14 protein-coding genes are annotated in these 13,445 nt (G+C 67.6%); 10 read left to right on the top strand and 4 right to left on the bottom strand.

Going from position 1 to position 13,445, the window contains the following annotated elements; all coding sequences use genetic code 11:
• The first annotated feature begins 5 nt into the window (after positions 1–5).
• Genes cntL through cntI form a run of 3 tightly spaced genes read left to right on the top strand, consistent with a single transcriptional unit; the run spans position 6 to position 2,931 of the window.
• The gene (gene cntL, locus ACTJJX_RS01280) at positions 6–797 is read left to right on the top strand and encodes a pseudopaline biosynthesis protein CntL (protein WP_016852178.1); all 792 of its coding nucleotides are present in this window, start codon (positions 6–8) and stop codon (positions 795–797) included.
• On the top strand, positions 794–2,095 hold the full coding sequence (cntM, locus tag ACTJJX_RS01285; RefSeq protein ID WP_016852177.1) for a pseudopaline biosynthesis dehydrogenase CntM: 1,302 nt from the start codon (positions 794–796) through the stop codon (positions 2,093–2,095). The genes cntL and cntM overlap by 4 nt, the downstream gene beginning before the upstream one ends.
• A complete protein-coding gene (gene cntI / locus ACTJJX_RS01290; protein WP_016852176.1) occupies positions 2,077–2,931 on the top strand; it encodes a pseudopaline transport inner membrane protein CntI in 855 nt (284 codons plus the stop codon). The genes cntM and cntI overlap by 19 nt, the downstream gene beginning before the upstream one ends.
• Positions 2,932–2,975: 44 nt before the next feature.
• Here cntI and trhA read toward each other — a convergent pair whose 3' ends face one another.
• On the bottom strand, positions 2,976–3,593 hold the full coding sequence (trhA, locus tag ACTJJX_RS01295) for a PAQR family membrane homeostasis protein TrhA (RefSeq protein WP_003095352.1): 618 nt from the start codon (positions 3,591–3,593) through the stop codon (positions 2,976–2,978).
• Between the two features lie 230 nt (positions 3,594–3,823).
• Here trhA and ACTJJX_RS01300 point away from each other — a divergent pair, with 230 nt between their 5' ends.
• A complete protein-coding gene (locus ACTJJX_RS01300; protein ID WP_003095350.1) occupies positions 3,824–4,621 on the top strand; it encodes an SDR family NAD(P)-dependent oxidoreductase in 798 nt (265 codons plus the stop codon).
• 4 nt (positions 4,622–4,625) lie between these two features.
• Here the strand turns inward: ACTJJX_RS01300 and ACTJJX_RS01305 are convergent, their stop codons facing one another.
• Positions 4,626–5,186, bottom strand: coding sequence for a TetR/AcrR family transcriptional regulator (locus tag ACTJJX_RS01305; protein ID WP_003112334.1), 561 nt, complete (start codon positions 5,184–5,186; stop codon positions 4,626–4,628).
• Between the two features lie 67 nt (positions 5,187–5,253).
• Positions 5,254–5,793: a PaaI family thioesterase gene (locus ACTJJX_RS01310; protein ID WP_003095346.1), complete on the bottom strand. Its 540-nt coding sequence runs from the start codon at positions 5,791–5,793 to the stop codon at positions 5,254–5,256.
• 172 nt (positions 5,794–5,965) lie between these two features.
• On the opposite strand from ACTJJX_RS01310, the gene lpdA reads away from it, so the two are divergent.
• On the top strand, positions 5,966–7,369 hold the full coding sequence (lpdA, locus tag ACTJJX_RS01315; protein WP_003095344.1) for a dihydrolipoyl dehydrogenase: 1,404 nt from the start codon (positions 5,966–5,968) through the stop codon (positions 7,367–7,369).
• Between the two features lie 4 nt (positions 7,370–7,373).
• On the opposite strand, the gene ACTJJX_RS01320 is transcribed toward lpdA, so the two are convergent.
• Positions 7,374–7,829, bottom strand: coding sequence for a DUF2214 family protein (locus ACTJJX_RS01320; RefSeq protein WP_003112336.1), 456 nt, complete (start codon positions 7,827–7,829; stop codon positions 7,374–7,376).
• Between the two features lie 124 nt (positions 7,830–7,953).
• Between ACTJJX_RS01320 and ACTJJX_RS01325 the strand changes: the two genes are divergently transcribed.
• The 5 genes from ACTJJX_RS01325 (at position 7,954) to ACTJJX_RS01345 (ending at position 13,413) form a co-directional block, all read left to right on the top strand.
• Positions 7,954–8,793, top strand: coding sequence for an arylamine N-acetyltransferase family protein (locus tag ACTJJX_RS01325; RefSeq protein ID WP_003112337.1), 840 nt, complete (start codon positions 7,954–7,956; stop codon positions 8,791–8,793).
• A 329-nt stretch (positions 8,794–9,122) separates the two neighbouring features.
• Positions 9,123–9,341 carry a hypothetical protein gene (locus tag ACTJJX_RS01330; protein WP_003095337.1) on the top strand — a complete coding sequence of 73 codons (219 nt, stop codon included), beginning with the start codon at positions 9,123–9,125 and terminating at the stop codon, positions 9,339–9,341.
• Between the two features lie 226 nt (positions 9,342–9,567).
• On the top strand, positions 9,568–12,279 hold the full coding sequence (mgtA, locus tag ACTJJX_RS01335; RefSeq protein WP_023082428.1) for a magnesium-translocating P-type ATPase: 2,712 nt from the start codon (positions 9,568–9,570) through the stop codon (positions 12,277–12,279).
• A gap of 97 nt (positions 12,280–12,376) precedes the next feature.
• A complete protein-coding gene (locus ACTJJX_RS01340) occupies positions 12,377–13,153 on the top strand; it encodes a hypothetical protein (protein ID WP_003116098.1) in 777 nt (258 codons plus the stop codon).
• A 50-nt stretch (positions 13,154–13,203) separates the two neighbouring features.
• Entirely contained in the window at positions 13,204–13,413 is a 210-nt protein-coding gene (locus tag ACTJJX_RS01345; protein ID WP_003104324.1) for a hypothetical protein, read from the top strand.
• Positions 13,414–13,445 lie beyond the last annotated feature (32 nt).

The following is a 13,445-nucleotide window of genomic DNA, read 5'->3' on the forward strand; positions in this document are numbered from 1 at the left end:
ATGCCATGCAAGGACGCACACCGCTGCTGGAAACCCTCCGCGAACTGGAATGCGAGATTCGCCTGCTCACCGTCTATGCCCGCGAGTGTTGCGGCTGCTACGAGATCCTCAGGCGCAAGCTCGACCGTCTGAGCGGACTGATCGGGGAGGATTGCAGCCGGGCGCAGTGGCAGGCCGATTCGGACGATCCTGCGTTGCAGGCGCTCGGCCTGCGCCTGCGCGACGCGGCGGTGCAGGCCCTCTGCGAACTGGAGAAGCACCTTTGCCAGGGCGTGCTGCATGAACCCGGCGAGATGGGCCGCTACCTGGGTAGCCTGCTGGAATCCATCCGCGGCGAACTCGACAGCGCCGGGATAGATGCCGATGCACGGGTCCTGTTCGTCGGCTCCGGTGCCCTGCCGACCTCGGCCCTGGTGCTGGCGCGGGAGGTCGGCGCACATTTGTGCTGCCTGGACATCGACGAGGAGGCCCTGGGCTGTGCCCGCGAGATCGCCCGCTGCCAGGGGCTGGAGGCGCGCATGCAGTTTTCCTCGCTGCCGCCGGCGGAACTGGCGTTTTCCCGCGATGCCACGCATTTCCTGATCGCTTCGCTGGTGCAGCAGAAAAGCGCGGTGCTGGCGCAGATCCGCCAGGTCATGCGCGCCGACGCCAAGGTCCTGCTGCGTCACGGCAGCGGCATCAAGGGACTGTTCAACTACCCGGTGGAACCGGCCGAACTGGAGGGCTGGCGGGTTTGCTCGGAGCGGGTCAGCCAGCCGCTGTACGACACCCTGATCCTGGAGAAGGCCGGTCGATGAATGCCGCTGATGAGAGCCTGGGCAACGTCCTGCTGGTCGGTCTGGGCGCGGTGGCGATCCAGGTCGCGCTGGACCTGCGCCGCCACGGTGCCGGTCGCCTCGGCGCGCTGAACCATCCCGGCCGGCGCAGCCAGCGGATCGCCGAGGCCCTGGCGCGCGGCGCCTGCCTGCAGCTGGAAGGGCAGGGGCAGCATCGCTGGCTGTCCGGCAACGCCGCGCTGGACGTCTTCCACCAGGACCCCGCTGAGCTTCGCGACGATTGGCAGACCCTGGTGCTCTGCGTGCCGGCCGACAGCTACCTGGACGTGGTCCGCGGGTTGCCCTGGGAGCAACTCGGCGGGGTGCGCACGCTGCTGCTGGTGTCCGCCTTCATCGGCGCCAACCTGCTGGTGCGCAGCGCCCTGCCGGCGGGGTGCCAGGCGACCGTGCTGAGCCTGTCCAGCTACTACGCGGCGACCAAGGTGATCGACGAGACACAACCGCTGCGGGCCCTGACCAAGGCGGTCAAGCGCAGGGTCTACCTGGGTTCCAGCCGGCCGGACTGCCCGGCGCGGGAGACCTGGCGGCGAGTCCTGGCCGGCAGCGGGGTGGAGGTGGTACCCCTGGCGACGCCGGAAGCGGCGGAGGGCCGCAACGTCACCACCTACGTGCACAGTCCGTTCTTTCTCGGCGAGTTCGCCCTCGCCCGGATACTTTCCGAGCAGGGGCCGCCCGGTTTCATGTACAAGCTCTACCCGGAGGGACCTATCACCCCCGGGGCCATTGGCGCCATGCGGCGGCTGTGGTGCGAGCTGAGCGAACTGTTGCGGCGGATGGGCGCCGAGCCGTTGAACCTGCTGCGGTTCCTCAACGACGACAACTACCCGGTGCACGAGACGATGCTGCCGCGCGCGGCCATCGACGGCTTCGCCGAGGCCGGCGCCGAGCGCCAGGAATACCTGCTGTTCGTGCGCTACGCGGCGTTGCTGGTCGATCCGTTCTCTCCGGCCGACGAGCAGGGTCGCCACTTCGACTTTTCCGCCGTGCCGTTCCGCCGCGTCAGTCGCGACGAAGACGGACTCTGGCGGCTCCCGCGGGTGCCGCTGGAGGACTATCGCAAGCTGGCGCTGATCGTCGCGCTGGCCGCCCACTTCGACCTGGCCATGCCGCAGGCGCGCAGCCTGTTGGCGAGCTACGAGAACGCCGTGTCCCGATTCATCGATTGCCAAGGAGCGAGCCAGTGCCATCCAAGCCTGTATCCGATCGACAGCCGTCCGGAGGCGGACGCCATCTATCGCCAATGGTGCTCGACCTGCTGAAGAGCGGGGTGCTGCTGGCGGTGCTGGCGTCCTTCACCTTCAGCGTGATGAACGCCCTGGTCAAGGAAGCCAGCGCCACCCTGCCGGCTGCCGAGATCGTGTTCTTCCGCAGCGCCATCGGTACCCTGCTGATCTATCTGCTGATGCGCCAGGCCGGTGTCGCCCTGTCGCGCCAGGGCGTGCCGATGCTGCTGGTGCGCGGGGTGATGGGGGCGCTGTACCTGGTCTGCTATTTCTACGCCATCGCCCATATCCCGCTGGCGGACGCGAGCATCCTGGCGCACATGTCGCCGTTCTTCGTCATCCTCTTCTCCGCGCTGTTCCTCGGCGAGCGGATTCCCCGGGTGGTCTATTGGCTGTTGCTGGTGGTGGTGCTCGGCGCGCTGATGATCGTCAAGCCGTTCAGCTATTCCAGCTACTCGGTATACGCCGTGGTCGGCTTGCTCAGTGCGGTGTTCGCCGCCGGTGCCTCGGTGGCGATCCGCCAACTGAGCGCGCGGCACCATACCTACGAGATCGTCTTCTACTTCCTGGCGGTGGCCACCCTGGTGGCCATCCCGCTGATGTGGAACGACTTCGTGGTGCCGGCGACGCTGCGCGAGTGGGGGCTGCTGCTGGCCATCGGGGTCGTATCGCTACTCGGCCAGGTGTTCCTAACCCGCGCCTTCAGTCACGAGAGCGCGACCATCGTTGCGGTGACCCGCTATATCGGCATCGTCTTCAACGCCGGCTGGGGCTGGCTGTTCTGGAGCGAGGTGCCGGACGCGCTGACCATCGCCGGCGGCGTGCTGATCGTGGTGGCGTGCATCGCGCTGTCGCGGACGAAGAAGGGCTGAGCCTCCGGCGCGACCAGCTCCCGCTGCTTCGCGCCGGACCGCGCCTAGAGTACGTAGCGCCAGATCGCCACGAAGTGGAGGAGGCTGCCGGCGATCACGAACAGGTGCCAGATGCCATGCCAGTGGCGGAAGCGGTGGTCATAGGCATAGAAGACGATCCCTACGGTATAGAGCACGCCGCCGGCCGCCAGCCAGGTGAAGCCGGCGCTGCCGAGGGCGGCGAGCAGCGGTTTCACCGCGATCAGCACGATCCAGCCCATCACCGCGTAGATCACCACCGACAGCACTCGCGCCTCGGAGCGTGGCTTGATCTCCTGGAGCATGCCGAGTACCGCCAGGCCCCAGACGATGCCGAACAGCGTCCAGCCCCAGGGACCGCGCAGCGTGACCAGGCAGAAAGGCGTGTAGCTGCCGGCGATCAGCAGGTAGATGGACAGGTGGTCGAGCTTGCGCATCACCACCTTCGCTCGCCCGCGCACGCTGTGGTAGGCGGTCGAGATGCTGTAGAGCAGCGTCAGGGTGACGCCGTAGACGCCGACCCCGACGATCTTCCACGGACTGCCGTTGAGGCTCGCCTGGACCGTCAGCCAGACGGCGCCGGTACAGGCGGCGACCGCACCGATCAGGTGGGTCCAGGCATTGAGTCTTTCACCGTGATACATGACGCATGATCCTCCCGCGATAGACAACGCCATGGTAGGGCATGTCGGGGTGGTGTGGGTCCTGACCTTTTATTGGCGTTTTCCGTGACGGTTGCATGAAGGTTTTCCTCATCCCTCCCTGCTCGTTGGAACGGATAAAGGCTTGACGGTTTTAATTATGGTCATAATATTAAGTGTGTAATATAAACAGCCGCTGTCAGCGGTCAGGCTTTTTTCCAGCGAGAACCCACATGAACGAACAGATTGGCAATGGCGTCGCCCTGGTCACCGGCGCCTCTTCCGGAATCGGCGCGACCTACGCCGAGCACTTGGCCCGCCGTGGCCACGACCTGTTGCTGGTGGCGCGCGACCGGCAACGCCTGGAAGCCCTGGCGGATCGACTTCGCCAAGCCCACGGGGTCAGGGTGGAGATCCTGCGCGCCGACCTGTCCGAGCGCGACGATAGGTTGCGGGTCGAGCGACGGTTGCGCGACGACGCCTCGATCGCGTTGCTGGTGAACAACGCCGGCGTGGCGATGAACGGTCCGCTGGCCGATGCCGACATGGACCGGGCGGAGCGGATGATCGCCCTCAACGTGGTGGCCCTGACCCGCCTGGCTGCCGGCGCGGCGGAGGGGTTCCGCCGGCGTGGCGGCGGCGCCATCGTCAACCTTGGTTCGGTGGTGGCGCTGGCGCCGGAGTTGTTCAATGCCGTCTATAGCGCGACCAAGGCCTACGTGCTGAGCCTGAGCCAGTCGCTGCAGCACGAGCTGGCCGGCAGCGGCGTTTACGTCCAGGCGGTGCTGCCCGGCGTCACCCGTACCGAGATCTGGGAGCGCAGCGGCACCGGAATCGCCGGGATTCCCGCGGAGATGGTGATGGAGGTCGAGGACTTGGTGGAGGCGGCGCTGGTCGGTTTCGATCGGCGTGAAGCGGTGACCATCCCGTCGTTGCCGGATGCGGCCGATTGGCAGGCGCTGATGACGGCGCGGGCCAGGCTCGCGCCCAATCTGTCGCGGCAGCGGCCGGCCGAGCGCTACCTCGGCTGAGGCCCTAGCGCTCCATCTGCTCCAGCAGCTTCTTGCGCGTCGCTTCCAGTATCCGTTGCGACAGCGCCTCATCCTGCACGCTGCGCGACAGTTGCAGCGCGCCGACCAGCGAAGCGAGCAGCAGCACGGCGCGCTCGCCTGCGTCCTCGCCCTCCAGGGCCGCTTCGATCATCGCCAGGCGCTTGCGCACGATGCTGTCGGTGGTCGGGCTCGGCGTGCCGCGCTGGCCGAGTTCCGCCGACAGGGTCGGCAACGGGCAGCCGGCGCCGGGGTTATCGCGGTGACGCGGCGACAGGTACTGCTCTATCAGCAGCGCCAGCGGTCGTTCCGCCTCCGCCAGGGGCGCGGTGATTTCGTCGAGTTGCGCCGCGGCATGCCGCAACGCGGTTTCCACCAGGTCGTCCTTGGACTTGAAGTGCGCGTAGAAGCCGCCATGGGTCAGGCCCAGGGCCTTCATCAGCGGTTGCAGCCCGGTGGCGCCGACGCCGTCCTGGCGGAACAGCCGGGCAGCCTCCTCGACGATACGCCGGCGGGTCTTCTGCTTGTGGTCTTCGGGATAACGCATGGCTTCGATACCTTGGAATGCAGGTCGTCATCTTAACGCCTGGCGGCCTTCCCTGGCGAAGCCGCGTTCATCCGGCCATGTGCAGGACCAGGCAGGTGGTCGAGCCGACGGCGTAGAGACGGTCGTCGACATCGTACAACCGGCCCTCGGCGACCGCCGTCGAGCGGCCGAGGTGCACCACCCGGCCTTCGGCGCGCACCGGGCCGACCTTGTCGGTCAGCGCGCGCAGGTAGCTGATCCGCAGGTCGGTGGTGGTATAGCCCTGGCCGGCCTGGAGCCGGGTATGGATCGCGCAGCCCATGCAGGAGTCCAGCAGCGACGCGGCGTAGCCGCCGTGCACGCTACCCAGCGGATTGTAGTGGCGGCGGTCCGGGGTGCCCTGGAACAGGAAGCGCCCTTCGGACCACTCGATGGGAACGAAGTCGACCAGTTCGCCGTAGGGCGGACAGGGCAGTTGGCCGCTGCCGATGCGGTCGAAGAACTCCTGCGGGGAGAGCGCGGCGACTTGCGCCAGCTCCAGGGTTCCGCTGGCGCCGAGGCGGGCGCGGGCGGCCCGTTCGGTGGCGATCCAGGCGTTCAGGCGATCTTCGCGGCCGGGCTGTTCCATGGTAGTGCTCCTGTCGTGGTGGGAAAGGGTTGCAGGAAAATTACGGTCATCATATAAGCTTTGCATGACGAGCGAAATACAATCGCTTTCGGTCCCTCTACGCGGCGTTTCCTCTATTTGCGCCGGCGTCGCCTACGCTGAGGGGGCCGTGGCGGGACAACCGAGGAGCAGGATGATGGAAAGCTATGACGTGATCGTGATCGGCGCCGGTCCGGGGGGCTACAACGCTGCCATTCGCGCCGGCCAGCTGGGCCTGAAGGTGGCCTGCGTGGAGGGTCGCGAAACCCTTGGCGGGACTTGCCTGAACGTCGGCTGCATGCCGTCCAAGGCCCTGTTGCACGCCTCGGAGCTATACGCCGCGGCGAGCGGCGGCGAGTTCGCCCGGCTCGGCATCCGGGTCAGCCCGGAACTGGACCTGGCGCAGATGATGAAGCAGAAGGACGAGAGCGTCGCCGCCCTGACCCGTGGCGTCGAATTCCTCTTCCGCAAGCACAAGGTGCAGTGGATCAAGGGCTGGGCGCGCTTGCAAGGCGAGGGCCGGGTCGGCGTGGCCCTTGCCGACGGCGGCCACGCGCAACTGGAGGCGCGCGACATCGTTATCGCCACCGGTTCGGAACCGGCGCCGCTGCCCGGCGTGCCTGTGGACAACCAGCGCATCCTCGACTCCACCGGCGCCCTGGAGTTGGTCGAAGTGCCTCGCCACCTGGTGGTGATCGGCGCCGGCGTGATCGGCCTGGAGCTTGGTTCGGTCTGGCGCCGGCTGGGCGCACAGGTCACGGTGCTGGAGTACCTCGAGCGGATCTGCCCGGGGCTGGATGGGGAAACCGCAAGGACCCTGCAGCGCGCCCTGACCCGCCAGGGCATGCGGTTTCGCCTCGGCACCCGCGTGGTCGCCGCGCGCAGTGGCGAGCAGGGCGTCGAACTCGACCTGCAACCGGCCGCCGGCGGCGCTACGGAATCGCTGCAGGCGGACTACGTGCTGGTGGCCATCGGCCGGCGCCCCTATACCGAAGGACTGGGGCTGGAGACGGTCGGCCTGGCCAGCGATCGTCGCGGCATGCTGGAGAACCAGGGACAGCGCAGCGCGGCGCCGGGCGTCTGGGTGATCGGCGACGTGACCTCGGGACCGATGCTGGCGCACAAGGCCGAGGAAGAGGCGATCGTCTGCATCGAGCGGATCGCCGGGCATGCGGCGGAGATGAACGCCGAGGTGATTCCGTCGGTCATCTACACCCAGCCGGAAGTGGCCAGCGTCGGCCTCGGCGAGGAGCAGCTGCAGGCGGCGAGGCGCGAGTACAAGGTCGGACGCTTCCCGTTCAGCGCCAACAGCCGGGCGAAGATCAACCACGAGAGCGAAGGCTTCATCAAGATCCTCTCCGATGCCCGCAGCGACCAGGTGCTCGGCGTGCACATGATCGGGCCGGGCGTCAGCGAGATGATCGGCGAAGCCTGCGTGGCCATGGAGTTCAGCGCCTCGGCGGAGGACCTCGCGCTGACCTGCCATCCGCATCCGACCCGCTCCGAGGCGCTGCGCCAGGCGGCGATGGACGTGCATGGCCGGGCCATGCAGAACTGAGGGCTCAGCCGCGCATGCCGAAGCCGCGCGCCATCAGCGTAGCCAGCAACGGAATGACCAGCAGCAGGAGCAGTTGCAGGCGCACCGCCATGACCACCCGCCGGCCCCGGGCCGGCGTCACCGCCGGCACTTCGCCGGCCTTGAGGGCGCCGCGCCAGCCAAGGAAGGTAACGGTCGGCAACAGCGAGACCAGGGCAGCGAGGACGAATAGCCCGACCTTGGCGTGGAACAGACCATTGTGCAGGTAATAGTCGACGCCCTTGCCGTACCACAGCACCCGCGCCAACCCGCTGGCCAGTACCGCCAGGGCGCAGAGGCCGTAGCCGCGGTCGATCGCCGCCAGGCTGCGGGCGCGCTCCAGGTCCAGCGGCAGGCGCAGCAGGCGGTGCTGCAACACCAGCAGGGCGAACAGCAGGAAGATCGACAGGTAGTGCAGGTAGGCGACGATTGCCTGGGCCATGGCGGCGCTCCTCGGGGTGGGATGGGCACAGTCAAGCAGACCCCGGGCCAATGTGCCTGACGGCGCTTCCGGTATTCCCCGAGAATGCGTCTAGAATCGAGCTGGCCATTTTCCGGAGCCCGCCATGACCCCGCTGACGCCCGAGCAGACCCATGCCTACCTGCACCATATCGGCATCGACGATCCCGGTCCGCCGAGTCTGGCGAATCTCGACCGACTGATCGACGCGCATCTGCGCCGGGTCGCCTTCGAGAACCTCGACGTGCTGCTCGACCGTCCCATCGAGATCGACGCCGACAAGGTTTTCGCCAAGGTCGTCGAGGGCAGCCGCGGCGGTTATTGCTTCGAACTCAACTCGCTGTTCGCCCGCCTGCTGCTGGCCCTCGGCTACGAGCTGGAACTGCTGGTGGCACGGGTACGCTGGGGACTCCCGGACGACGCGCCGCTGACCCAGCAATCGCATCTGATGCTGCGTCTGTACCTGGCGGAGGGCGAGTTCCTGGTGGATGTCGGCTTCGGCTCGGCCAATCCGCCGCGAGCACTGCCTTTGCCGGGCGACGAGGCGGACGCCGGACAGGTGCATTGCGTGCGCCTGGTCGACCCGCACGCCGGTCTCTACGAAAGCGCCGTGCGCGGTCGCAGCGGCTGGCTGCCGCTGTACCGCTTCGACCTGCGCCCGCAGTTGTGGATCGATTACATCCCGCGCAACTGGTACACCTCGACCCACCCGCACAGCGTATTCCGCCAGGGCCTGAAGGCCGCCATAACCGAGGGCGACCTGCGCCTGACCCTGGCCGACGGGCTGTTCGGCCAGCGCGCCGGCAACGGCGAGACGCTGCAGCGCCAACTGCGCGACGTCGAGGAACTGCTGGACATCCTGCAGACCCGTTTTCGCCTGCGCCTCGACCCGGCCTCCGAAGTGCCGGCGCTGGCGCGACGGCTGGCGGGACTGATCTCCGCCTGAGCGCTTTTGGCCGGTGTCTTTTCGCCGGACTCCTGCGGGAATTTTCCGATGTTCCATAGAAGCCTGAACGAAACGGCTTTTTCGGTTGACCTCGTCTGGCAAGAGGTCTATAAAACCCCCGCCCGCAGAGCCGGGCACTTTCTTTCCCCCTACGAAGAGAGCCATGGACAGTATGCCCAGTAGTCGTCGCCCGGCCCAGCAGATGCCGGCTGGTGCGATGACCCAAACCAACGCACGACGGAACCCGCAACGGGTCGGTCGGTTGAGCGGCATCCTGGGCTGACCCACTGCTTCTCACCCGTGTCCGGCACGCCGGGTACAGGTGAGTCATGAACTTCGAGAATTCGGTATCCCCCGGCGTATCCGCCTTCGTGGCGAAGATGCGCGTGCGCGCCGCGCAGTCCCCCGGCGCGATCCTTCCCGGCCACGGCCATCCTGCGAGCCTCGCCTGGCGTGTCGACCCGGCCGGCGGTCGCCTGGAGTATCGCCGCCTGGAGACGCAGGTCGAAGAGAACCCTGAGAGCGGTCGCCGCCCGATGCGCGGCTGACCCTTTCTCCTGCCTAACCCTTCGCACAAGGAGCCTGCCATGGACGAACCACCAAGTCGGCCTGCTGCGTGCCGCCTGAGCGGCCGCGCGCAGTGGGCCTCACCCGGACAAGCCGAACATTCTTCCCACCGATCGCGAACATCGCGACCCGGCACGCCTTTGCCTGTCACCTGACCGGCAACCGACTCGTGTCGCCGTCGCGCAGCTCGCGACAGGAGACCGAGTCATGAGCGTAGCGACCCAACGCAATACCCAGCTCGATACCGAGCGCCGCAACGACCGACTGTCCATGCGCGCCGCCCGCGAAGCGCAGAACAGCCTGGAAACCACCCTCACCAATGTCCGCGGTCGCCAGGACGGCCTCGACCAGGCCGAGGCCGCCGCCCGGCTGCACGCCGACGGCCCCAACGAAGTGGCCCACGACCGTCCGCCACACGTCCTGGTGCAACTGCTGCAGGCGTTCAACAACCCCTTCATCTACGTGCTGATGACGCTCTCTGCGATCAGCTTCTTCACCGACTTCTGGCTGCCCCTGCAGGACGGTGAGGAAACCGATCTCACCGGCGTCATCATCGTCCTCTGCATGGTCCTGGTCAGCGGCCTGATGCGCTTCTGGCAGGAATACCGTTCGGGCAAGGCCGCCGAGGCGCTCAAGGCCATGGTGCGGAACACCGCCACCGTGCTGCGCCGCGACGAGCGCGGGATGCGCGGCGAGCTGCGGGAAATCCCCATGGGCGAACTGGTGGTCGGCGACATCGTGCGCCTGTCCGCCGGCGACATGATCCCCGCCGACATCCGCCTGATCGAATCGCGCGACCTGTTCATCAGCCAGGCCGTACTCACCGGCGAGGCGCTGCCGGTGGAGAAATACGACACCCTCGGCGCGGTCCGCGAGAAGTCCGCCAAGCGGATCGCCGCCGACCAGCAGGACCTGCTCGAACTGCCGAACATCTGCTTCATGGGCACCAACGTGGTCAGCGGCACGGCCACCGCGGTGGTGGTCGCCACCGGTGCGCGCACCTATTTCGGTTCGCTGGCCCGTTCCATCGTCGGTTCGCGGGCGCAGACCGCCTTCGACCGTGGGGTGAACAGCGTCAGTTGGCTGCTGATCCGCTTCATGCTGGTGATGGTGCCGATCGTGCTGCTGATCAACGGTTTCACCAAGGGCGACTGGACCGAGGCGTTCATGTTCGCTCTCGCCGTGGCGGTCGGCCTGACCCCGAAAATGCTGCCGATGATCGTCAGCGCCAACCTGGCCAAGGGCGCGGTGGCGATGTCGCGGCGCAAGGTGGTGGTCAAGCGCCTCAACGCGATCCAGAACTTCGGCGCCATGGACGTGCTCTGCACCGACAAGACCGGTACCCTGACCCAGGACCGGATCATCCTCGAGCATCACGTCGACGTTGCCGGCCGGCGCTGCGACCGGGTCCTGCAAATGGCCTGGCTGAACAGCTTCCACCAGTCCGGGATGAAGAACCTGATGGACCGCGCGGTGGTCGCCTTCGTCGAACAGAACCCGCGCATCACGCCGTCGGATGCCTGGCGCAAGGTCGACGAACTGCCCTTCGATTTCGTCCGTCGGCGTCTCTCGGTGATCCTCGAGGGCAAGGACGGCGAACACCTGCTGGTGTGCAAGGGCGCGGTCGAGGAAATGCTCGAGATCGCCACCCGCGTGCACCAGGACGGTGTCGACCTGCCGCTCGACGAGGAACGCCGCCGGGCCCTGCTGGCGCTGGCCGAGCAATACAACCGCGACGGCTTCCGCGTGCTCCTGCTCGGCACCCGCAGCCTCTCGCGCACGGAGTCCCAGGCCCAGTACGGCGCCAGCGACGAGCGCGACCTGGTGATCGCCGGCCTGCTGACCTTCCTCGATCCGCCGAAGGAAACCGCCGGCCCGGCCATCGCCGCGTTGCGCGAGAACGGCGTGGCGGTGAAGGTGCTCACCGGCGACAACCCGGTGGTCAGCGCGAAGATCTGCCGCGAGGTCGGCCTGGACGTCGGCGAGCCGCTGCTCGGTCGCGACATCGACCTGATGGACGATGCCACCCTGCAACGCCTGGCCGAGGAGCGCACGGTGTTCGCCAAGCTGACGCCGCTGCAGAAGTCGCGGGTGCTCAAGGCCCTGCAGGGCAACGGACACACCGTCGGCTTCCTCGGCGACGGCATCAACGACGCCCCCGCGCTGCGAGATGCCGATGTCGGCATCTCGGTGGACAGCGGCACCGACATCGCCAAGGAATCGGCCGACATCATCCTCCTGGAAAAAAGCCTGATGGTCCTGGAGGAGGGCGTTATCAAGGGCCGCGAGACCTTCGGCAACATCATGAAGTACCTGAACATGACTGCCAGCTCCAACTTCGGCAACGTGTTCTCGGTACTGGTGGCCAGCGCCTTCATCCCCTTCCTGCCGATGCTGGCGATCCACCTGCTGCTGCAGAATCTGATGTACGACATCTCCCAGCTGTCGCTGCCGTGGGACAAGATGGACAAGGAGTTCCTCGCCAAGCCGCGCAAGTGGGACTCGAAGAACATCGGCCGCTTCATGGTCTGGATCGGCCCGACCTCGTCGATCTTCGACATCACCACCTACGCGCTGATGTGGTTCGTGTTCGCCGCCAACAGCCCGGAAATGCAGTCGCTGTTCCAGTCCGGCTGGTTCATCGAGGGCCTGCTCTCGCAGACCCTGGTGGTGCACATGCTGCGTACCCAGAAGATTCCCTTCATCCAGAGCACCGCGGCGCTGCCGGTGATGCTGATGACCGGGCTGGTGATGGCGCTGGGCATCTACGTGCCGTTCTCGCCGCTGGGGGCGATGGTCGGCCTGCAGCCGCTGCCGTGGGAGTACTTCCCCTGGCTGGTGGGCACGCTGCTCTGCTACTGCGTCACCGCGCAGACCATGAAGACCCTCTACATCCGCCGCTTCGGCCAGTGGTTCTGAGCGATCGGCCGGGCTTCGTCCCGGCCTTTCCCGGCGCGTCGGCAAGCCTCGCCGCGCCGCGCAACGCACACCGGACCCACGCATGGAGAGACGCATCATGACCCTGCACGACCGGCGCCCGCGGGCGCCCCTTTTCCAACCGCTGCCGGCCGCGCTGCGACGCGCCCTGTCCTGGCGCCTGGGCTTCGTCGCCGCCGCGCTAGCCTGCGTCCTGCTGCTGGCGCTGCTGTCCGAGGCTCGCGCCGCGGGCGGCGCCTACCGGGTCGACGACGGCGAGATCGATCCCGTCGGCGAATGCAACCTGGACGCCTGGCACCAGCGCGAACGCCACCACGGCAACCGCTACCAGTCGGTGCTGTCGCCAGCCTGCACCTTCTCCGCCCTACCATCGGTGCAGCTCGGCGCGGCGCTGGTGCGCGAGGGCGACGCAGGCGATCGGCACAGCCGCCTCAGCCCCGAGCTGAAGACACCGCTGCTGGCCCGCGACGACCTCGGCCTGGCGTTGGCCTTCGCGCTCTCGGCGGATCTCTACCTGGACCGCCGGCACGCCTTCGAAGGCGCCGGCTTCAACCTGCCGCTGAGCTACCAGCCGTCCGAGGCCCTGCGCCTGAACGCCGGGGTCGGCCTGGGGCATGCCTACGCCGAGGGCGAGCGCCGGCATCGCTGGAACTGGGGCGTGGGCATGGAATACCGGGTCGGCCAGCCGTTGACCCTGATCGCCGAACGCTTCGGCGAGTCGGCCGGCGACAGCGGCTGGCAGGCCGGACCGCGGCTGCACCTGGGCGAACGGCTGGACCTCGATCTGCTGGTCGGCGGCCACCTGCGCGGCGAGCGCGAGCGATGGCTGGTCTCGGGAGCGACCTTGCGTTTCTGAGCCCAAGGGCGTGCCGCGCTGCGGCGCGCTCCTCCACCGAGGAAGCAGCCATGAACGTCGTACGCAAATGCCTGGGCGCGTCTCGCCGCGCGCTCTGTGGCCTGGCAGCACGGCTGCTGGCGAAGGCCGCGCACCTGCTGATGGTGGTCAGCGTGCGCGCATACGCCAGCGGCCGCCTGAGCCAGGTCGAAGTGAAATACCTGCTGGACTGCTCGAGCGCGCTCAACCGTGCATCGCTCAGGCTGGCCATGGGTCAATGAGCCCGTTCCCTTCACGATCCATTCCGAACCGG

This window comes from Pseudomonas sp. 22490, from assembly GCF_052044465.1.
Taxonomy (GTDB): Bacteria; Pseudomonadota; Gammaproteobacteria; order Pseudomonadales; family Pseudomonadaceae; genus Pseudomonas; species Pseudomonas aeruginosa.

Coding starts and splice junctions, on each gene's coding strand:
- cntM (WP_016852177.1), top strand. CDS start 794: ATGAATGCCGCTGATGAGAGCCTGGGCAACGTCCTGCTGGTCGGTCTG.
- ACTJJX_RS01320 (WP_003112336.1), bottom strand. CDS start 7,829: ATGGCCCAGGCAATCGTCGCCTACCTGCACTACCTGTCGATCTTCCTG.
- lpdA (WP_003095344.1), top strand. CDS start 5,966: ATGATGGAAAGCTATGACGTGATCGTGATCGGCGCCGGTCCGGGGGGC.
- cntL (WP_016852178.1), top strand. CDS start 6: ATGCAAGGACGCACACCGCTGCTGGAAACCCTCCGCGAACTGGAATGC.
- mgtA (WP_023082428.1), top strand. CDS start 9,568: ATGAGCGTAGCGACCCAACGCAATACCCAGCTCGATACCGAGCGCCGC.
- ACTJJX_RS01330 (WP_003095337.1), top strand. CDS start 9,123: ATGAACTTCGAGAATTCGGTATCCCCCGGCGTATCCGCCTTCGTGGCG.
- cntI (WP_016852176.1), top strand. CDS start 2,077: ATGGTGCTCGACCTGCTGAAGAGCGGGGTGCTGCTGGCGGTGCTGGCG.
- trhA (WP_003095352.1), bottom strand. CDS start 3,593: ATGTATCACGGTGAAAGACTCAATGCCTGGACCCACCTGATCGGTGCG.
- ACTJJX_RS01345 (WP_003104324.1), top strand. CDS start 13,204: ATGAACGTCGTACGCAAATGCCTGGGCGCGTCTCGCCGCGCGCTCTGT.
- ACTJJX_RS01310 (WP_003095346.1), bottom strand. CDS start 5,793: ATGGAACAGCCCGGCCGCGAAGATCGCCTGAACGCCTGGATCGCCACC.
- ACTJJX_RS01300 (WP_003095350.1), top strand. CDS start 3,824: ATGAACGAACAGATTGGCAATGGCGTCGCCCTGGTCACCGGCGCCTCT.
- ACTJJX_RS01340 (WP_003116098.1), top strand. CDS start 12,377: ATGACCCTGCACGACCGGCGCCCGCGGGCGCCCCTTTTCCAACCGCTG.
- ACTJJX_RS01325 (WP_003112337.1), top strand. CDS start 7,954: ATGACCCCGCTGACGCCCGAGCAGACCCATGCCTACCTGCACCATATC.
- ACTJJX_RS01305 (WP_003112334.1), bottom strand. CDS start 5,186: ATGCGTTATCCCGAAGACCACAAGCAGAAGACCCGCCGGCGTATCGTC.